16 protein-coding genes and 1 tRNA gene are annotated in these 19993 nt (G+C 43.4%); 13 read left to right on the forward strand and 4 right to left on the reverse strand.

Annotated features, from left to right (window positions below; translation table 11 throughout):
- The first annotated feature begins 26 nt into the window (after positions 1-26).
- Genes AAGR14_RS01895 through AAGR14_RS01910 form a run of 4 tightly spaced genes read left to right on the forward strand, consistent with a single transcriptional unit; the run spans position 27 to position 7547 of the window.
- Entirely contained in the window at positions 27-3053 is a 3027-nt protein-coding gene (locus tag AAGR14_RS01895; protein ID WP_342646904.1) for a SusC/RagA family TonB-linked outer membrane protein, read from the forward strand.
- A gap of 19 nt (positions 3054-3072) precedes the next feature.
- Positions 3073-4833, forward strand: a complete 1761-nt coding sequence (locus AAGR14_RS01900; RefSeq protein ID WP_342646905.1) for a RagB/SusD family nutrient uptake outer membrane protein — start codon at positions 3073-3075, stop codon at positions 4831-4833.
- Between the two features lie 32 nt (positions 4834-4865).
- Positions 4866-5840, forward strand: a complete 975-nt coding sequence (locus AAGR14_RS01905; RefSeq protein WP_342646906.1) for a DUF5627 domain-containing protein — start codon at positions 4866-4868, stop codon at positions 5838-5840.
- A gap of 27 nt (positions 5841-5867) precedes the next feature.
- Entirely contained in the window at positions 5868-7547 is a 1680-nt protein-coding gene (locus AAGR14_RS01910; protein ID WP_342646907.1) for an endo-1,4-beta-xylanase, read from the forward strand.
- 406 nt (positions 7548-7953) lie between these two features.
- Here AAGR14_RS01910 and AAGR14_RS01915 read toward each other — a convergent pair whose 3' ends face one another.
- Both AAGR14_RS01915 and AAGR14_RS01920 read right to left on the reverse strand, forming a co-directional pair.
- On the reverse strand, positions 7954-8133 hold the full coding sequence (locus tag AAGR14_RS01915) for a hypothetical protein (protein WP_342646908.1): 180 nt from the start codon (positions 8131-8133) through the stop codon (positions 7954-7956).
- Between the two features lie 70 nt (positions 8134-8203).
- Positions 8204-8291: transfer RNA gene (locus AAGR14_RS01920), tRNA-Ser, on the reverse strand.
- A gap of 274 nt (positions 8292-8565) precedes the next feature.
- Between AAGR14_RS01920 and AAGR14_RS01925 the strand changes: the two genes are divergently transcribed.
- Positions 8566-9537, forward strand: a complete 972-nt coding sequence (locus AAGR14_RS01925) for a polyprenyl synthetase family protein (RefSeq protein WP_342648721.1) — start codon at positions 8566-8568, stop codon at positions 9535-9537.
- Between the two features lie 93 nt (positions 9538-9630).
- On the opposite strand, the gene AAGR14_RS01930 is transcribed toward AAGR14_RS01925, so the two are convergent.
- Positions 9631-10971, reverse strand: a complete 1341-nt coding sequence (locus tag AAGR14_RS01930) for a Gfo/Idh/MocA family oxidoreductase (protein WP_342646909.1) — start codon at positions 10969-10971, stop codon at positions 9631-9633.
- A gap of 184 nt (positions 10972-11155) precedes the next feature.
- Here AAGR14_RS01930 and AAGR14_RS01935 point away from each other — a divergent pair, with 184 nt between their 5' ends.
- From AAGR14_RS01935 to AAGR14_RS01970, 8 genes are all read left to right on the forward strand, one after another.
- On the forward strand, positions 11156-11860 hold the full coding sequence (locus tag AAGR14_RS01935; RefSeq protein WP_342646910.1) for an ATP-binding cassette domain-containing protein: 705 nt from the start codon (positions 11156-11158) through the stop codon (positions 11858-11860).
- 39 nt (positions 11861-11899) lie between these two features.
- Positions 11900-12430, forward strand: a complete 531-nt coding sequence (locus AAGR14_RS01940; protein WP_342646911.1) for a hypothetical protein — start codon at positions 11900-11902, stop codon at positions 12428-12430.
- Positions 12431-12511: 81 nt separating this feature from the next.
- Positions 12512-13030, forward strand: coding sequence for a hypothetical protein (locus AAGR14_RS01945; RefSeq protein ID WP_342646912.1), 519 nt, complete (start codon positions 12512-12514; stop codon positions 13028-13030).
- 71 nt (positions 13031-13101) lie between these two features.
- Positions 13102-15483, forward strand: coding sequence for a gliding motility-associated ABC transporter substrate-binding protein GldG (gldG, locus tag AAGR14_RS01950; RefSeq protein WP_342646913.1), 2382 nt, complete (start codon positions 13102-13104; stop codon positions 15481-15483).
- Between the two features lie 33 nt (positions 15484-15516).
- Positions 15517-16641 carry a DNA polymerase III subunit beta gene (dnaN, locus tag AAGR14_RS01955; protein WP_342646914.1) on the forward strand — a complete coding sequence of 375 codons (1125 nt, stop codon included), beginning with the start codon at positions 15517-15519 and terminating at the stop codon, positions 16639-16641.
- Between the two features lie 107 nt (positions 16642-16748).
- Positions 16749-17447 carry a DUF4397 domain-containing protein gene (locus AAGR14_RS01960; RefSeq protein WP_342646915.1) on the forward strand — a complete coding sequence of 233 codons (699 nt, stop codon included), beginning with the start codon at positions 16749-16751 and terminating at the stop codon, positions 17445-17447.
- Between the two features lie 11 nt (positions 17448-17458).
- On the forward strand, positions 17459-18205 hold the full coding sequence (locus tag AAGR14_RS01965) for a DUF4397 domain-containing protein (protein ID WP_342646916.1): 747 nt from the start codon (positions 17459-17461) through the stop codon (positions 18203-18205).
- A 49-nt stretch (positions 18206-18254) separates the two neighbouring features.
- The gene (locus AAGR14_RS01970) at positions 18255-18905 is read left to right on the forward strand and encodes a DedA family protein (protein ID WP_342646917.1); all 651 of its coding nucleotides are present in this window, start codon (positions 18255-18257) and stop codon (positions 18903-18905) included.
- On the opposite strand, the gene AAGR14_RS01975 is transcribed toward AAGR14_RS01970, so the two are convergent.
- Positions 18873-19904 (reverse strand): zinc dependent phospholipase C family protein, encoded by a 1032-nt coding sequence (locus AAGR14_RS01975; RefSeq protein ID WP_342646918.1) that lies wholly within the window; start codon positions 19902-19904, stop codon positions 18873-18875. The genes AAGR14_RS01970 and AAGR14_RS01975 overlap by 33 nt on opposite strands.
- Positions 19905-19993 lie beyond the last annotated feature (89 nt).

Consider the following 19993-nt stretch of genomic DNA (forward strand, 5'->3'; position numbering starts at 1 on the left):
ATCACATCAAAATAAAGACATTAGTAATGAAGTTTTCTAATATAGGGATGGTGTCGTGTTGCCTGTTAGCGCTTATTACCAGCGCAGCCAGGGGGCAGGATACCGTCAAAACAACAATTAATGCCGTGGTCCGCGGGCAATACGGCATGCCTGTTACAGGCGCAAGAGTAGTCAATGAAATTGGCGGCGCAGAAACAAAAACAAACCAGGCCGGGGTGTTCTCGCTAAAAGCACTTCCTAACACCCGTTTAACCATTACAGCACAAGGTTATGCACCGGCGTTGATACCAGTATCAGATACACTTAAACGGATAGCCCTTGTAAGGGAGGATTTAATTGTGCCGGTAGCGTTTCGCAATGCATCAGAAGATGACTTGTTGGGTGGCGTTGCAAGCGTTAATTATAAAAACATCTTCGAGAAAAACTTCTCGACCAATGGTTTTGACGGTTTGGAAGCTTTTGCTGCCGGCTTTCATGGAAATATATGGGGCATGAATGGCTATCTAGTATTAATAGACGGTGTTCCGCGTGATATAGACAATGTGATGCCGACGGAAATTGACCGGATTACTGTGCTTAAAAGCGCGGCAGCGGTGGCCTTGTACGGTAGCCGGGGCGCAAAGGGAGTGGTGCTCATAACCACCAAACGCGGCGATGGTAACGGACAGAAAATAAAAGTACGCGGCGATGCCGGCATCAACGTAGCCAAAGGTTACCCTAAATACTTGGGCTCTGCCGAGTACTTAACCTTGTATAATGAGGCCCGTGTCAATGATGGGTTGGGCGCTTTATACTCTCAGCAAGAAATATATAATTATGCATCAGGTTCCAACCCGTACCGGTACCCCAACGTTGATTATTACTCATCAGATTATCTAAAACGCACTTTTAACCGGTATGACATTACTACAGAAATATCCGGAGGTAACGAACGTGCCCGTTATTATACCAACATAGGTTTTTGGTCGGCAGGCTCACCGCTTAATTTCGGCGCTGCCAAAGGTAATACCAACGACCGGGTTAATGTTAGGGGTAATGTAGATATGCAGCTAACCAATTTTTTGAAAGCGCATGTTGATGCAAGTGCCGTATTTTACAGTGGCAGAGGAGTAAACACCGACTACTTTGGCAGCGCTGCCGCGTTGCGCCCGAATCGGTTTACACCGCTTATCCCTTTGAGCTACATCGAAAGTACCGATGTTCCGTCATTAACCATCGCCAACGGAAGCTCTAACATTATTGACGGCCAATACATTTTGGGCGGTACACAGCTTGATCAAACAAACCCTTTCGCCACTATTTACGCAGGAGGAAGTAACAAGACAATAAGACGACAGTTTCAGTTTACCACTGGGGTAGATGCCGACCTGAACAGAGTACTCAAGGGGCTAACTTTTAGCACCAGCTTAGGTGTTGATTACTACCTCAACTACAACCAGGGATACAGTAACGGCTATGCCATTTATCAGCCAAATTGGACCACCTATAATGGAAGAGATGTAATAAGTACATTAACACCATTTGGTAGCGACCAAAAATCAGGTATACAGAATATCTCCAACAGTCAGTATCGTCAAACCGTTTCTTTTTGGGGTCAGTTCAACTACAACAACACTTTTGCCGAAAACCACAATGTTTCGGCTGTGCTCTTAGGCGCGGCTTACCGTCAATCTACATCAGCAATTTATCAAAGTAATACCAATTCAAATACAGGTTTGCAGTTGGGTTATAATTACAAAAAGAAATACTACGCTGATTTTACCGGGGCAATGGTTTATTCGCCAAAGTTTTTGGATAATAAAGGTTACGGTTTTTCGCCAACAGCTTCACTGGGATGGAGACTAAGTGAAGAATCATTTTTAAAGAACAGCAACGTTGTAAATAACTTAAAGCTTACCGCATCAGCGGGTATTATTTATACTGATTTGGATGTAGCTGATTATTTCCTGTATCAGAGCATATACACACAGCGCGACGGTTCTTACTACACGTGGAATGACGGAACGCAGTCACAAACAACTGACTCGCGCAGGGGCGCTAACAATGCTTTAACATTTGCTAAACGCCGTGAAATATCGTTAGGGTTACAGGGCGCATTCTTTAAAAATACGGTATCGCTTTCTGCAAACGTGTTCAGAAATCAGATGGTTGATAACGTTGTACAGAGTACATTTCTTTTCCCCAACTATTTTACGGTGTTTAATTCATCATTTATTCCTTACGTGAATTTTGATGCAGACCAACGTACAGGTTTTGACCTGAGTTTAAACTTTCGGAAACGTACGGGCGAGGTAGAGTGGATGTTAGGTACCACCGCAACCTACTACACTACTAAAGCCAGCAAACGTTCGGAGTATTATGTCAATTCTTATCAAAATCGTCAGGGGAAACCATTGGATGCCATCTGGGGATTACAGAGTGACGGCTTTTATATGAGTGCCGCCGAAGCTGCTGCAGCTAATAGTGGAACCGGTGCAGCTCAACCGGCGTTCGGTCAGGTAAAGGCAGGTGATATTAAATACAAAGACACCAACGGCGACGGATTGATCAACAATCAGGACGAAGTTTACCTGGGTCGCGGCGGATGGTATGGCGCGCCGCTTACTTTGGGCTTAAATCTTACTGCGCGCTGGAAAAACTTTACCTTTTTTGCCCTGGCAACCGGCCGCTACGGAGCTAAAGCGATGAAAAACAGTGCTTACTACTGGGTAGATGGTCAGGATAAATACTCTGAAGTTGTGCGTAATCGCTGGACTGAGGCTACTAAAAATACGGCAACATTTCCGCGTTTAACTACGCTGACCAGTGATAACAATTTCCGCAATTCTGATTTCTGGCTTTTTAGTGCAAACCGGATTGATTTATCGAAAGTACAAATCTCTTATGACCTTCCTGAAGGATCAATGAAAGGTAAGTTTTTAAAATCGCTGGGTATGTACGTAACCGGTTTCAACCTGCTAACCGTGGCTAAAGAAAGAGAATTTTTGGAGATGAACATTGGATCGGCACCACAAACACGATTTTACAATGTGGGTGTAAAGGCTGGTTTTTAAGGCCAATAATATTGACAACATGAAAAAAATTGCAATACTTTTTATAACACTAACTGCACTGTGCGGGTGCAAAAAGTTTGTCGAACCTGGTCTGCAGAACAACGGCAACTTTGAGAATATTTATGACGAGCCGTTGCTGGCAAACGGCCTGCTTTTAAACGGTTATACGCGTATACCAACCAATGGTTGGGTATTTAGCGATGTGGCCACTGACGATGCGGTGAGTAATGATAGAAATAACAATTTTTCTAAAGTAGCTACCGGGCAATGGACGGCCAGCTTTAACCCGCTTGACCAGTGGGCTAATGCAAGGGCCGCCATACAATACATCAACTTATTTTTAACCGAAGCCGATAAGGTTGTTTTTGACGAGCAGAACGCAACGTTGAGTCAGATGTTCAGAGACAGACTAAAGGGCGAGGGCTATGGCTTAAGGGCGCTTTTTGGTTATTACATGTTACAGGCGCATGCCGGTAAAGTAGGTGGTACCTTGTATGGTTATCCTATTTTACTTGCGCCCGAAACATCTACATCAGATTTTAACCAACCCCGTGCAAAATTTGATGACTGTATGAAACAGATATACAGTGACTTGACCCGTGCCGAAGAACTGCTTCCGCTCGATTATAGGGACATTACATCTGCAACGGACATTCCGGCAAAATATGCAGGCGTATTACCCGAAACCTACAACCGTGTATTTGGCCGTATATTTAGCCAACGCATGACCGCGCGAATCGCCAAAGCCATACGTGCTAAGGCTGCGCTTATGGCTGCCAGTCCTGCTTATGTTGACGGATCGACAACTACCTGGGCCAACGCTGCAAATGCTGCAGCGGCGGTTATTGATTTAAACGGCGGGCTTAACGGTTTTGCTACCAACGGCCTTACCTGGTATGCCGGCGGCAGTGGTAATCAAATTGATGGTTTAGGATCGGGCGCCAATCCTCCAGAGGTATTATGGCGCACAAGTGTTGCCCAGAATAGTGATCTTGAGGCAGATCACTTTCCGCCAACGTTATCCGGTTCTGGTCGTTTAAATCCTACACAAAATCTGGTCAACGCTTTCCCGGCACTTAATGGTTACCCGGTAGACAATGCCAGCAGTAACTTTAACCCGGCAGCGCCTTACACCAACCGCGACCCTCGTTTGGCAGCATACATCGTATTGAATGGAAGTACAGCCGGTCCTGGAAACACCGTCATCTATACCGCTACCGACAGGAATACCAACGATGGTTTAAACAAGGTAGAAACATCCACCCGTACCGGATACTATATGCGTAAGTTATTACGGCAGGATGTTAACCGCGCATCAAACGCAATAAGCAATCAAAAGCATTATCGCCCGCACATCCGCTACACCGAAATGTACTTAAACTATGCCGAAGCTGCTAATGAGGCTTATGGGCCGTTAGCTAACGGAACATCTGCTTATTCTGCCTACGATGTAATTAAAAAGATTCGCCAGCGTGCAGGTATTGGCTTAACCAATGGCGATGCCTATCTCGAATCAATTAAAAGTAACCAGAGCGCAATGCGTACTTTAATTAGAAATGAGCGCAGGCTGGAGCTATGTTTCGAAGGTTTCAGGTTTTGGGATTTACGCCGTTGGAACGCCAATTTAACTGAGGCGGCTACGGGTGTAAGCATTTCGCAAACCAATTACTCACCTATTACGGTTGAGAACCGGTCATTCCAGAGTTTTATGATTTACGGGCCAATTCCGTACAGCGAAACTTTGAAGTTTAGTGCACTTCAGCAAAATACAGGCTGGTAATAAACGAAACCTTTAAAAAGATTAAAAAAGAGATGAAAAGATTAAAAAATATGTGGTTGCTTTTACTTGTTGCTTTTGCAGCCTGTAAAAATGAAAACGTAGAATTTCCGGACTACACCAATAGCTCAGTTTATTTTTCTTACCAGTCGCCGGTGCGCACTATAACATTGGGAGAAGACCTGTTTGATACCTCACTCGATAATGCGTATAAATGCCAGATTATGGCCACTATTGGCGGCGTTTATGAAAACAAAAAAGACGTAACAATTAATATCTCGGTTAACAACGCGCTAACGCAGGGACTTAAATTTAATCCGCCCGATTACAGTGGCGATGTTTTGCCAATGCCGGCTTCTTACTATCGTTTGGCAGACAATAAAATAACTATACCAAAGGGTAAAATTGCCGGTGGTGTTGAGGTGCAGCTTACCGATGCCTACTTTGCAGACCCGCTGAGTACTAAAGCTACGTACGTAATTCCAATTACGATGACAAGCGTTACCAACGCCGATTCAATTTTGAGAGCGAAGAATTATACTTTATATGCCATTAAATACATTAACGTTTGGACAGGTAATTATTTGCGCAGGGGCAGGGATGTAGTAGAAGGTAAAAACGGACGTACAGAGTTAAGCAAAACTATTACTCGCCGAAACCAATATGTTGAAAAAGACGAGATAAAATCATTGACTACGAGGTCTTTGAGCCAAACTGTTTTTCCTGTAACACTTAAAGGCGTAAATAATGTGGATGTAAGCTGCCCGCTGCTTTTAACTTTTGATGGTAATGGTAATTGTACGGTTACTGCTGCAGCAACCGGATATACCGCTTCGGGAACCGGAAAATTCGTAAAACGGGGTGAAAAGAACAGTTGGGGATCACAAGACCGCGATGCAATCTATCTGAATTATCAGATAGAGGCAACCGATTTGCGCACTAATACTACTGATACCCTTGTTCTGCGTGACCGTGGCGTTAAAATGGAGACGTTTAGCCCAACTAAGTAATTGTTGAACCTCTAATCGGAAAACAAAATGAAAAAGAATTACAAATTAGCATTAATTCTATCCGGATCAATTGCTTTAGCTTCTTGCACTAAACAAGAAACACTCGATTATAATGTTGAAAAACCAGGCATTATTGCGGCTCAAGAACAAATTGATGCTTACAACCCGTTAAAAACATATATCGACAAGCAGGCTCGTCCCGGTTTTAAATTCGGTACAGCAGTGTCTTTAAACGATTACGTGAGTAAGGGGTTAATGTACCGGCTTGCCAACAGTAATTTTGATGAGATAACTATAGGCTATGAAATGAAGCATGGTGCAGTGGTTCAGGCTAATGGCGATTTATCGTTGAAGAGCATCGAGCAATTGATAGCCGCTGCTAAAGCTGCTGGTATGAGCATCTATGGGCATACGCTTGCCTGGCATTCTAATCAAAACGCTACCTATCTCAACAAACTGATAGCGCCGGTTGTAACTGCCTCTACCGGACCTACCTGGGATTTAGTAACAGGTGCTGATTTTGAAACCGACAGTGCCCCTAACTATGAGACGTCAAGCCGTGTTGTAAAAAGTTTTACAGCGGCAGGCGAAGGTTTTAACGGGGTAGGCAGGGCAATAAAGCTAACTAACGCCAGTGTATTGCCTAACGACTATGACGCGCAGTTTTTTCTTAAATTTTCACCCGCTGTAGCGGTAGGCGAAAAATACGAACTGAGTATGAAAATTCGGTCAGATGCTAACGCATCTTTCAGTACCCAGGCACATACTGCCCCTGGGCAGTATAAGTTTTACGATTTCTTTGGTACCCTATCAAGTACACCGGTGTGGACAACTTATACCAAAGAAATAACCGTTACAGCCGATATGGCCGCCAGCGGTGCCATTGCCTTTAACTTAGGCAAAACTGCTACCAACTTTTATTTTGATAACATTACGTTAAAAAAATATAATGCTACCGGTGGAGTAACCATGGTTGAGAAAACAGCTGAACAGAAAAAGACGCTGGTTACTGCCGCAATGGACACCTGGATAAAAGGAATGGTTACTGCTACCAAAGACTATGTTAAAGTTTGGAATGTGGTAAATGAACCAATGGACGATGCTAAGCCAAGCGAGTTGAAAACCGGTGCAGGCCGCAAGGTGGCTGCGGATGAGTTTTACTGGCAGGATTACATGGGTAAAGATTATGCTGTAAAAGCTTTCCAGCTGGCAAGGCAGTATGGCAATGCAACAGATATACACTTTATTAATGATTATAACCTGGAGTATGACTTAGCTAAATGCCGTGGCCTTATTGACTATGTTGCCTATATTGAAAAAAATGGTGCAAAAGTAGATGGTATAGGTACGCAAATGCATATCAATTCAAATTCGGACAAGTCGAAGATTGATGAGATGTTCAGGTTGCTGGCTGCTACCGGTAAACTTATTAAAGTTTCTGAGTTAGATATGGGCATAGCAGGCAAAAAAACACCGGTTATTACCTCCGCTGAGTATGCAGAACAAAAGGAAATGTACCGATATGTAATCGAAAAATATTTTGAGATTATACCAAAGGCGCAACAGTACGGTATTTGTATATGGAGCCCGTTGGACAGCCCGACAAATTCATCATGGAGAGCAGGAGAACCCATCGGCTTATGGAGCGAAGGATTTGTACGCAAACCCGCTTATGTTGGAGTTGCCGATGCTTTATCAAAAAAATAAGCAATCGTAAAGATTTTGAAAAGCACAGCACATCCTATGTCGCTGTGCTTTTCAAAGTTTATTAAACATGGCATAATTTTCTGGTTATTGTAATTAAACCATACGGACAATCAAAAGAATATATTTGAATTATTTAATGGATGTGTCTTATAGCATTAAGAAAGGCAAATCAAGATAATACTGATTTGCCTTTCTTAGTACGTCCATAATTATCAACTGGCGTATAGGATGAAAATGTAATATCAAATGGTTTCTGGGTCACAGAATCATTTACTTTCGCCTGTAATGTGGCCAGTTGTCACTTGTCCAATCAAGACATTGGATCGCAGATCAGGGAAATACTCGTCAACATAGCTCTTAAACGCCTCAACCGTTACGGTGTCGTACCACTCCATCGCTGTAAGAATTAGCTCTGGCACACTTTGGTGTGCAGCACAAAACTATAAAGTTGCACGTACGGCGGAGCCTTTTCGAAAGCACCCTTATTGAGCTGCCGGTATAAAGTTTTGTCCAGCGTTAGTTGGAGTTCTTTTATAAGGTCATAAGTAACCACGTGCTGTGTTCCACACTTAATGAGCTCAGCCATATTAGGCAGCTTTCTATCTTCAAAGAAAAACTAATTACAGCGCTTTTGATTTTACTTGATATCTTATTAGCGGAGAGGGAGGGATTCGAACCCTCGATACGCTTTTGACGTATACACACTTTCCAGGCGTGCTCTTTCGACCACTCAGACACCTCTCCGAAAAAATGTTTGCAAATGTAATGTTCTGGGTGGGGATACGCAACAAAAAAGCGAAGCCCTTTTTAAAAGGCTTCGCAAGCAAAACTTCAACTAAATACAACCCTATGTACACCTGCAACCTATCAGGTAAGTACGCAGATATGACTGCCTTACCTCCGTAAGGTTTAAATGCGTTCAAAATAATCTGTTTAAACAGTCACTTAAATTATTTTAGCTATGTTTGCGCCTGCACATCCGGGCGGTTGTGTATTGGATAAAACAGGTTGCCCCTTAATGCTGAGCCTCAACGAGATAAAAAGACCCATTGCTGCCGAAATTGATGTTTTTGAGGAGAAGTTCAAGGCATCAATGCAAAGCTCTGTTCCCCTGCTTGACCGTATTACACATTATATTGTAAAGCGTAAGGGTAAGCAAATTAGGCCGATGTTTGTATTTTTTGCGGCCAGTTTGTGCGGTGGTATCAATGAGTCTACGTACCGGGGCGCTGCTTTGGTTGAGCTTGTGCATACGGCATCACTGGTGCATGACGATGTGGTAGACAACTCTTACCAGCGCCGCGGTTTTTTTTCTATCAATGCTTTGTGGAAAAATAAGATTGCGGTTTTAGTTGGCGACTTTTTGCTTACCAAAGGTATGTTGCTCTCGTTAGATCATAATGATTTTGACCTGCTTAAAATACTCTCTAACGCGGTAAAGCAAATGAGCGAAGGCGAGTTGCTGCAGGTTGAAAAGGCGCGTAAAACCAATACTGACGAAAGTGTTTACTACGAAGTGATCCGCCAAAAAACGGCTTCTTTAATTGCTTCATGCTGTGCCTGTGGGGCTTCATCTGCCGGCGCTGATGCCGAAACCATAGAGAAGATGCGCCTGTTTGGTGAAAAGATTGGCATTGCGTTTCAGATTAAAGATGATATGTTTGATTTTGGAACCGATGATGTAGGCAAACCGTTGGGTATCGATATCAAAGAAAAGAAAATCACACTGCCACTGATCTATGCACTTAACAACAGCAAGTCGGGCGATAAAAAGCGAATTATCAGTTTGGTGAAAAAGCATAATGACGATCCGGAAAAAATAGCTGAAATCATCCGCTTTGTGCAGCAGAACGGCGGTCTGACCTACGCCGAAAGCCAGATGCAAAAGTTTCAGAACGAAGCTTTCGACATTTTGAACACCTTTGCGCCCGGTGAGGCCCGTACAGGTTTAGAGCAGTTGGTAAGGTACACCACCGAGCGGAAGAAATAGATTTGGATTATAGAGCTAAGAGCTAAGAACCAAGAGCCAAGTTTCCTTAGTAATACAATTTATTTTCTTTAATAAGATTTCTGTTATTTAAAGCTATGATTCTTTAGGGGCGTTTTGTTCGTGACGGAAAGTGTCTTTGGTACTGATGCTGGCGAGTTTTACGGGTTTGCCGCTTTTGGCCGATTCATAGATGGCTTCCATGATTTTTTGATCTTGTAATCCTTCTTCGCCCGGCGTGTATGGCTCTTTATTTTCCATAATACATTGGGCAAAGTGATCCATTTCTAAAGCAAACTGCTGCTTTTCGCCTAAAATAATATTCTGTTTAATTTCTTGCTTACCCTGTGCTTGTGAGGCTTCTATCTTTAGGCCGTTGTAATTAAACGCCGGGTCCATACCAAACCAACCTCCGTTTTCGGCATAGCAGCGGTAATGCTTAGAGTCGTGTACACTATAAGCGGCGGTGTTATTAGCGATAGTTCCGCTCGGGAAAAACATTTGCCACATTATTTTATCTTCTACCTCTTTAAATCGTGGGTCGTTTGCGTCAGTATGTTCTACAGCAGATACCATGTAGGGTTCTTCGCCGGTTAAAAAACGGTTGGTGTTAATGCAGTATAAGCCAATGTCGGGCAATGAGCCACCACCAGCTAAGGCTTTTTTTAACCGCCATTGGTTGGGGTTGCCAATGTTTTGCACGTTAACCGAATTAATCACTTTTACTTGGCCGAAATGCTTATCACGTGTCCATTGCATCATCAGACGGTTGTTGGGCTCATATTGTATGCGGTAGGCAATCATCAGCTTTTTACCGGCTTTTTTACAAGCATCAATCATGTTCTGGGCTTCTTTACTCGACGTGGCCATTGGTTTTTCGCATAACACATGCTTGCCGGCTTTAGCTGCGCGTATGGTAAACTCTTCGTGCATACTATTAGGCAGCACAATATATACGGCATCAATTTCCGGGTTATTTTTTATCTGGTCGAAGTTCTGGTAACTGTAAATGTTTTTTTCGGGGATGCCATGCTGATCAGCCACTTTCTTAGCCTTGGCAGCATCGCCGCTAACCAGCGCTACGGGTTTAGCATACTTGCACGAGCCGAAAGCAGGCATAATTTGCCCCATGGTAAGCTCTCCAATCCCTACAATAGCGTAGCCAATACGTTCTTTAGGCGGCACCATGGTAGCGCCTGATTCCTGCTTGCGCTCAGTAGGAGCATGTTGGCTGGGCACATCTACACGGATGGTATCTGCCAGTGCTTTACGCGTACCCGCCCCGCTCATGTTTTGGGCATCGGCAGTGCACGAGGCCAGTTCACCAATCACAGTAGCTGCCAATAAGCCTTTACCGGTATTTTCTAAAAATTCGCGGCGGTTACAACCGGATTCAATGCCCATTAACGATTGCATGAGCTGGTTAATATTTTTCATGACAGGCGATTTTATTTTTAGTTATTAAAGTTTCTTTATCCACAATCGGAAGCAATGTAATGTTTGTTTAAACTTTGATTTGCATCAGGCTGAAAAGCAATACTTAAGCAACCGGAAACCTAAACCATCACCTTATTGTTATTCTGCACAAGAATGTGTGTTGCAAGTTGTTTAATTTTACCGCATGAGCATTGTTGCAGAGGGTTTAACTAAAATATATGGGCGGCAAACCGCTGTAAACGGCATCAGCTTTAAAGCCGGACAAGGCGTGCTTGGCTTTTTGGGCCCGAATGGTGCAGGTAAATCTACCACCATGAAAATGCTGACCGGATTTTTGCCGCAAAGCTCGGGTAAAGCCAAGGTTTGTGGTTTTGATATCATTACCCAGGCGTTGCAGGTAAAAACTCAAATCGGCTATTTGCCTGAGAGTAATCCCCTTTATACCGACATGTATGTTAAAGAAGCCCTGCAGTTTATAGCCGGCATACATCAGCTGCACAACCCTGTGCAACGCATTGCCGAAGTAATTGAGCAAACGGGGTTAGGGCCCGAGCAGCACAAAAAGATAAACCAGTTATCTAAGGGTTACCGGCAGCGTGTTGGCCTGGCTCAGGCTATTTTGCATAACCCTGAGGTTTTAATATTGGATGAGCCCACTTCCGGGCTCGACCCCAACCAGTTAATCGGGATCCGGCAGCTCATCCGCGATTTGGGTAAAACCAAAACCGTTATCTTATCTACCCATATTATGCAGGAAGTAGAAGCAACCTGCAATCGTGTAATCATCATCAATAAAGGAAATATTGTGGCTGATAATGAGCTTGATGTTTTGAAGGCATCGCACCAGGGCAAAAGCCTGGAAGATATTTTTATACATTTGACTAATTAATTAAAAGCATCAACACACTTAACTTAAGCTTTATTACTGATGAAAAAACAATTGATCACAATTGTCTTAGTTTTACTATGTACAGGCGTTTTTGCTCAAGGCAAAGGCACAAAGTTTAGTATCGGTCCTGAGGTAGGTATTCCCTTAGGAGATTACAATGGTCTTTACTCTCTTACGGTTGGAGGAACTGCCAAATTCGAAATTCCCGTTAACTCGTCTAATTTTAATTTAACCTTTACTGCCGGATATGTTAACTTTTTAGGTAAAACTATTGGCGATAGTTATGTTAGGTACAAAATTGCCAATGCCGGATTTATCCCTGTTAAAGTTGGCGGTAAATATTATGCCAACAGAAACATATACCTTGAAGGGGAAGTAGGTGTAGTAACTAACGTTAACTCTACATCAAGCAATGCCGCATTTGCTTATGCCCCGGGTTTGGGTGTGTCGCTGCCATTTGGTAAAAGTAAAAGTGCGCTTGATATGGGTATACGTTATGAAGGCTGGGTTAAAAATGGCAGCGTAATTAATCAGGTAGCTTTGCGCTTAGCTTACAAAATTCGCTTATAATAGATTGATAAATCATCTAAAGTCCTGTTGCAATTGTGCAGCAGGACTTTTTTGTTTTAATTTGATTTATAATCCACCTGCATGAAAAAATACGCGCTCTTTCTATTGATTTTTATCATTAAATTTTCGCCTTTGGCTGCGCAAAATCGGGCTGCTACCTCGTTAAGTATTGGTCCTGAGTTGAACATACCGCAGCGTAGCGCTTACAATATTGGTTACGGTGCTTCGGGTAAATTAGAAATACCTGTAGGATCGGCCGTAAGTGTAAACATTACCGGCGGATATTACCGCTTTAGCTATAAAAGTTTTGCTATTGGTGGCTACAGTAAGCCCGGTGCTGATAGCTTTGTGCCTCTTAAAGCTGGTCTTAAATATTACATCGATGAGCGCTTTTATACTGAGGGCGAACTGGGAACAGTGCTTAACCATAATACGCTAAACAGCGGCAACTTATTCACTTACTCTTTAGGGACCGGCTTTTTACTTCCCCTCGGCGATAGCAAAAGCAATATGCTGGATATAGGCTTGCGTTTTGAAGACTGGTCAAAAAGCCGCTTGCAGCAATTTGCCATTCGGGTGGCTTACCGGTTAAGCCTGTAATTTTAAAGGTTCTGTGTTCAGATTAATTTTCTGCATCAAACAAGTTTCGTTTTCAGTGTATTCATAAACGTATGTTCAGTATCTTAAAAAAAGAAATCAGCCTGTATCTGAGTTCGCTGGTGGCCTATATAACTATCGGTGTTTTTTTACTGGTACTGGGTTTGTTTTTATGGGTTTTCCCGGAGTCGAGCATCATCGAGTATGGTTATGCCGGGCTGGAAAGCTTGTTTAGCACAGCGCCTTACCTGTTTATGTTTCTTATTCCAGCCATCACCATGCGCTCGCTGGCCGAGGAGCGCCGTGAGGGGACGCTCGAGTTACTGGCTACCCGCCCCTTAACCAACTGGCAAATTGTGCTGGGGAAGTACCTGGCAAGTTTGTTGCTAATTGTTTTCGCGCTGGTTCCAACGCTCATTTATGTATACTCCGTGTGGGTTTTGGGTAACCCACAGGGTAATCTGGATACAGGTGCGGTAATCGGGTCTTACGTTGGTTTGTTTCTGTTAGGGGCTGCCTTTGCTTCAATAGGGCTGTTTGCCTCGGCGGTAAGCAAAAACCAGATTATTGCATTCACCATAGCTGTATTTTTATGCTACTTCGTTTACAGTGGTTTTGATTCGCTGAGCCAACTGCTGTCGTTACAAAACTACGATGTGCAAAGCCTGGGCATTACCCGGCATTACGAGTCGGTGAGCCGTGGCGTGCTGGATACCCGCGACTTGGCTTACTTTATGCTGCTTTCAGGCATATTTCTCGGTCTTACCTTACTAACGCTGAGCATCCAGCGGCAGCAAAAAATAAAATATACGGCACTGCCGGTGCTTTTGGGAGTGCTGGTTGCCATCGCACTTTTATCTGCACTAACCTTTACACGATTCGATTTTACTAAAGAGAAGCGTTTTACCCTATCGGGCGTGAGCCGTAATGTGATGGATAGTTTGTCGCAGCCGGTTAAGGTAACGGTGTATTTGCAGGGCAGCGACTTGCCCGGTGGCATGAAGCGCCTGCAGCAGGCCACCCGCGATATGTTGAACGACTTGCGGGCTTATAGCCATAGGCGCTTGCAGTTTGAATTTGTAAACCCTTTAGAAGGTAAAAACCAACAAGAGCAGGAACAGGCGGTGCAAGACATGCAGTCGCAAGGTTTGCAGCCTACCAACCTAAGCGTTAAAACCGAAAACGGCGTATCGCAAAAAATTATATTCCCGGCGGCTTTAGTTACCGCAGGCGATAAGCAATTAGGCGTGTCACTGTTGCAAACACGTATGGGGCTATCGCCCGATGCCGTGCTGAACAACTCGGTACAAAATCTCGAGTATGCTTTTACCTCAACCATTAATAAAGTAACTAATGGGGGCAGGCCGCGGGTAGCGCTTAGCACTGGGCACGAGGAGTTAACTGGTTTGCAATTGAATAATGATGATGGTTTTGAGGTTAGGCCTGTTGACCTTAAAGATGTGCCGTTTGATACTCTCAAAACTGTAAAGTTACTTATAGTGCTTAAGCCGGAAAAACCATTTACCGAAGCCGAAAAGTTTAAGATAGACCAATACCTGATGCATGGCGGCCGTATACTATGGGCCATTGACCGAGTTAGTGCCGAACTGGATAGCTTGCGCGGGCACGGCGGTGAGCAGCTGGCCTTTGCCAAGCAGCTCAACCTCGACGACCAATTGTTTAAATACGGTGTGCGTATTAATTATGATTTGATAGCCGATTTAAACTGCGCACAAATACCGATAAGCACCGGCAACGTAGGCGGACAAGCGCAGATACAAATGCTGCCTTGGCTATTTTATCCTATTTTTATGCCTTTGGGCAAACATCCCATCGTTAAAAACCTGGAAGGTATACGCAGCGAGTTTGCCAGTACTATTGATTTACTGCCGGTAAAAAACATACGTCAAACGGTGTTACTTACTTCATCGCCTTACAATAAAAAATTCAGCGTGCCGTACCTATTATCGTTACAGGCGGTAGAGCAGGAGCCCGATCCGCGGGCGTTTCAAAGTACGCCTAAATTAACAGGTGTGCTGCTGGAGGGTAAGTTTACGTCAGTTTTTCAAAACCGGCCCATACCGCAGGGCATCACCGAAAATATACCTGTGCTTAGCGAAAGTAAGCCTGCAAAAATGATTGTGTTGAGCGATGGGGATATATTGAAAAACCAGGTAAGCAGTGATGGTTCGCCTTTTCCGTTAGGTTTTGACCGTTACACGCAGCAAACCTATGGCAATAAAAATCTGTTGCTTAATATAGCTGATTACATGACCGACGACTCGGGTTTAATCAGCCTGCGTAATAAAGAAATTAAGCTGCGTTTACTCAACCGTGCACGCGTACGTAGCGAAAAAACTTACTGGCAACTGGTGAATACCGTAGTGCCATTAGGGCTCGTGTTAATATTTGCAATTTTTCAACATTATTACCGCAGGCGTAAGTATGCCCATTAAATTTTATACTTTTGGGTTGACTAAAATTGGTTTATGAGATTCATTGTTTCGACATTAACATTACTGAAGCAATTACAGGCGGTAAGTGGCGCTTTAAGCAACAGTACAGTACTGCCCATACTGGAAAACTTTTTATTCGAGATTAAAGATGGCCATCTGACCATCTCGGCTACCGACCTGCAGACCAGCATGACCACCTCGCTTTCGGTCGAAGCCAAAGAAAATGGTCGTATTGCTATCCCGTCGCGTATTTTGTTAGATACCCTTAAATCATTACCCGAGCAGCCCATTGCCTTTTCGGTTGATGATAAAACCTTTGCTATCGAAATCAGCGCCGGCGACGGTAAGTATAAACTGAGCGGCGAGAACGGTGAAGATTTTCCTAAAATTCCGGTGGTTGAAAATGCATCGTCGGTTAATTTACCGGCATCAGTTTTAGCCGAGGCTATCAATAAAACCATTTTTGCAGTAAGTAACGATGAGCTGCGCCCGGCCATGACAGGGGTATTCTGCCAGTTATCTACCCAGCACTTAACTTTTGTGTCTACCGATGCCCATAAATTGGTTCGCTATCGTCGTAAAGATGCACAAGCCGCCACTAATACTTCATTCATCTTACCTAAAAAAGCGCTTAACTTATTAAAGTCAGCTTTGCCATCTGATGATGTGAATGTATCGGTAGAGTATAACAACACCAGTGCATTCTTCAAATTTGGTAACATCAACCTGGTTTGCCGTTTAATTGATGAGCGCTACCCGGATTATGAAGCTGTTATTCCGCAAAGCAATCCTAACAAAATGACTATCGACCGTCATTCGTTTTTAGGCTCGTTGCAGCGTGTTGCTATTTATGCTAACAAAACTACCCACCAGGTACGTTTAAAACTCAGCGGCAGCGAATTGAATATCTCCTCAGAAGATATTGATTTTGCTAATGAGGCTCACGAGCGTTTAAGCTGCCAGTATGAGGGCGAGGATTTGGAAATTGGTTTTAATGCACGCTTTTTAATTGAGATGCTTAAAAACTTAAGCAGCGAAGAGGTTGCCTTACACATGTCAACCCCTAACCGTGCTGGCCTGTTACTGCCACAGGGTGGCGATGATAATGAAGATGTATTAATGCTGGTTATGCCGGTAATGCTGAATAACTACGCTTAAGGTATAAACTTAAATTATAAACCCAAAAATAAAAGTCCGGCTGCAAAGCCGGACTTTTTAGTTGAGCACAGATAACAAACACCATAAAAAGCAGTTATAAAACAGGTATGATTAAAAAAGTATTTTTTACCGGTTTATGCGCGGCAAGCTTGTACTTGCTGGCTGCCTGCGTAAAAAATGATCCGCCTCCGGCAAATAATCCTAATGTTAGTGTTGATGTAGTTAATGCATCAAGTTCGATTATTAACTTTTACATAGATGGTGCCCGGCAAAGTATTATAACCGGTATAAACCCATTAGCCAGCAATGGCTATGTGCAGACAGCTTCTGGTGCCCGGACTTTTACTTTTAAACAGCTTTTTAACACCGACAGCTTTAAAAATGCAGATACGCTATTTTCTTTGCCCGTGCCGTTAGATTATAGAAAAGATACTTTAAGCACTACCTACCGCTATTCTGTATTTTTGAGTGGCTTGGCACGCAATACGGCTTTTGTGTTAAGGGACACCTTACAGGCTGATAGTAAAAATGCGAAAGTAAGATTTGTAACGTCATCGCCATCCATGCCTGCCTTCAGGGTGTTTTTTAATGATACCTTAGTATATAATTCTTCAACCTTTAAATCGGTTAAGGGTTTCCGTCCTTTTAGTGCAAGTATTAAAAGGGTAGATATTAAGCCGGTTAACGGCAATAATATTTTATATACCACTAACATTACGGTTTTGGCGGGCAGGTCATATACTTTGTTTACACAGGATGAAAGTACCAGCACGAAGTTCAGGGCAGGGCTAATCACTAACCAATAAAAAGAAAACACATGCTCAAAAAAGGTAGCGTTTTTTATTTCTTGTTTTTGCTTAATGCGAGTGTTTTGCTTTTTGCTGCGCTGATATCGTGCAGTAAAAACAATACATCCATACCAACCAGTTCAAATGTACGGCTGCAGGTGATACAGTTGAGCCCTAACTCATATACTGCAAATTTGTTTATGGCTAATTTGCGCGTAGGTACAAGTAGCTTTAGCTATGGTAATACACCAAATTATTTTTATTTACCACGTACCGATACCGCTTTGCAGATACGTATCTCGCGGGATAGCGTCCAAGCATTTAATAATGACACTAAGCTATTGGATAATAAGCGGTACAGTTTGTTTTTTTTGGGGCTATATGGTGATACTACCTCAGCCAGAAAATTACGCACCCTGGTTACTACTGATGATGCCGAAGAACTGCCGCCAGTTGGTAAAGGTGGTAAATTGCGCTTCCTAAACGGATCTCCTAACACAAACGGCTCTTTTGATATCTGGGCTAACGGAAGCTTGTTAATTAAAGGAGTTGCTTTTGCAAAGGTGTCAAACTTTACAACTTTGCCTGCAGGCAACTATACTTTCCGAGTTTACCAAGCCAATACTTCTGTTAACAGTATAGGCGAATTAGCTAACGTAACCGTGCAAGACGGGCGGTTATATACTCTGTATTCGCGAGGGTTAGTAGGGCGGGCCGTGTCAGATACTGCTGCTTTTAATCTTTCGGTAGTACCTAATAACCCTACGGTTTACTAAGCTGCTATCCCATATAATTTATTACTTTTGCCTCCAAAATACCTGCATTTTGGAAATTATAAAAAACCTGATTGATTTTATACTGCACATAGATCACCATCTGGTGCAAATTACCAATCAATATCAAGGCTGGACCTACCTTATCTTATTCCTGATTATTTTTGCGGAAACCGGTTTTGTGGTAACTCCATTTTTACCCGGCGACTCATTGCTTTTTGCCGCAGGCGCACTAATCGCAACCGGTAACTCAGGTTTGGATATATACCTGCTTGCTATTATTTTGATTATCGCTGCATTTTTAGGCAATACTGTAAATTATAAATTAGGCCAGTTTTTGGGTGTCCGTGTATTTAAGCCCGAAAACAAGGTGCTTAAACTCGACTATTATTTAAAAACCAAAGCTTTTTTTGATAAGCATGGTGGTAAAGCCGTAATTTTTAGCCGGTTTATGCCTATCATCCGTACCATTGCTCCCTTTGTAGCTGGGGTAGGCCGTATGCCTTTTGGTCGTTATAGCCTGTATAACCTGGTAGGCGGGGTGGCTTGGATAGTTACTTTTTTGTTTTTGGGCTACTTGTTAGGCAACGTGCCTTTCTTTAAAAAGAACTTCTCGTTAATTGCCTTAGGTATTGTGGCGGTTTCGTTATTGCCGCCCATTGTGGCTGCGTTAAGGAGTCGGTTTTCCCGCACTTCGGCCTAACTCCTGAGGTGTCGGCGGTAAGGGTTTATTTACTTTGCCATAGTCCGGTAATGGCGCTATCTGGCCTAATTTATACAACGCAGCTTCGCGGGCAGCTTGCTGCCTATCGGCTAAGCTTAATGCAGGGTCAATGAGCTTATTTAAGTCAGGCTGCCCGGCATCAACCCAAGCCGAGTACCAGTAACTGCCTACATTGAGCAGGGCCAGTCGCATGCGGCGCTGCACCATGCCTTTAAGTGCCTGGTGGTAGGCTTTGCAATAAGCTGCCGAGTAATCATTAATCTGCCGTTTACCTCTCAAAGTTATCTCATATTTTTTATCAGCCGGAAACACCCCGTCAATCTGCCGTTGTATCTTTAAAACAGAATCGGCGCTTTTAAACGAATTGCGGCATAAAATAAAGGCCTGCCATAATGGGTTCTCCAGGTATTTGGCTTTACCCATATAGTAATTATACTTGCTGCTAAATTGCTCGGGCAGGCGGCTTTCCCACAAGGCATGTATACCCTCCTGGTGGGTAAGTTGCCCGTCGTGGTTTAGTGTTAAATGCAGTGGTACACATGCATCGGCTACATAATGGCCTAAGTAAGCAGAGTAATGCAATATGGCGCTGGTGTCTTTGTTTTTAAAGGCATCAACCAGCTGGTAATAATTGTATTGAATAGTCCAGGGTAGGGTGCCATACTTGTAAAGCGTATCTACCGTATATTTTTGCACTGCATCTTTCCACTTTTGCGGCATGGTATGGAACGGATCTTTCCCAAAATGATCGGCATCAAAATAATGCCGTGGTATTTCGGTCGAGTCTACATACCGGCGCCGGTCGGGACTGATGGCGTGTTCGGTGATGTAAGTAATATTGGCCTGATAAAATGTGCTCATGCCCTTAGGCAGGGTAAATATAGCCAGCCGGTTAATGCGGTAATGCGCATAAAAGCCCCACGAAGAGCACAGTGGTAGCAAAGCGCAAAGCAATAGGCTGCGTATAAAAAATTTCAAATTTAAATTAGCTGATAAATAAATGCTTAGCTCTTGTAAAAGGCTAACAGCGTTCTAAACTATGCAAAACTATATACTACAGCAACGCT

It is taken from the genome of Mucilaginibacter sp. CSA2-8R (assembly GCF_038806765.1).
Taxonomy (GTDB): Bacteria; Bacteroidota; Bacteroidia; order Sphingobacteriales; family Sphingobacteriaceae; genus Mucilaginibacter.

What these genes read in the sequence shown, in the direction of transcription:
- AAGR14_RS01960 (WP_342646915.1), top strand. Translation starts at nt 16,749, where the DNA reads ATGATTAAAAAAGTATTTTTTACCGGTTTATGCGCGGCAAGCTTGTAC.
- AAGR14_RS01895 (WP_342646904.1), top strand. Translation starts at nt 27, where the DNA reads ATGAAGTTTTCTAATATAGGGATGGTGTCGTGTTGCCTGTTAGCGCTT.
- AAGR14_RS01940 (WP_342646911.1), top strand. Translation starts at nt 11,900, where the DNA reads ATGAAAAAACAATTGATCACAATTGTCTTAGTTTTACTATGTACAGGC.
- AAGR14_RS01915 (WP_342646908.1), bottom strand. Translation starts at nt 8,133, where the DNA reads ATGGCTGAGCTCATTAAGTGTGGAACACAGCACGTGGTTACTTATGAC.
- gldG (WP_342646913.1), top strand. Translation starts at nt 13,102, where the DNA reads ATGTTCAGTATCTTAAAAAAAGAAATCAGCCTGTATCTGAGTTCGCTG.
- AAGR14_RS01910 (WP_342646907.1), top strand. Translation starts at nt 5,868, where the DNA reads ATGAAAAAGAATTACAAATTAGCATTAATTCTATCCGGATCAATTGCT.
- AAGR14_RS01935 (WP_342646910.1), top strand. Translation starts at nt 11,156, where the DNA reads ATGAGCATTGTTGCAGAGGGTTTAACTAAAATATATGGGCGGCAAACC.
- AAGR14_RS01945 (WP_342646912.1), top strand. Translation starts at nt 12,512, where the DNA reads ATGAAAAAATACGCGCTCTTTCTATTGATTTTTATCATTAAATTTTCG.
- AAGR14_RS01905 (WP_342646906.1), top strand. Translation starts at nt 4,866, where the DNA reads ATGAAAAGATTAAAAAATATGTGGTTGCTTTTACTTGTTGCTTTTGCA.
- AAGR14_RS01965 (WP_342646916.1), top strand. Translation starts at nt 17,459, where the DNA reads ATGCTCAAAAAAGGTAGCGTTTTTTATTTCTTGTTTTTGCTTAATGCG.
- AAGR14_RS01930 (WP_342646909.1), bottom strand. Translation starts at nt 10,971, where the DNA reads ATGAAAAATATTAACCAGCTCATGCAATCGTTAATGGGCATTGAATCC.
- AAGR14_RS01900 (WP_342646905.1), top strand. Translation starts at nt 3,073, where the DNA reads ATGAAAAAAATTGCAATACTTTTTATAACACTAACTGCACTGTGCGGG.
- dnaN (WP_342646914.1), top strand. Translation starts at nt 15,517, where the DNA reads ATGAGATTCATTGTTTCGACATTAACATTACTGAAGCAATTACAGGCG.
- AAGR14_RS01925 (WP_342648721.1), top strand. Translation starts at nt 8,566, where the DNA reads ATGCTGAGCCTCAACGAGATAAAAAGACCCATTGCTGCCGAAATTGAT.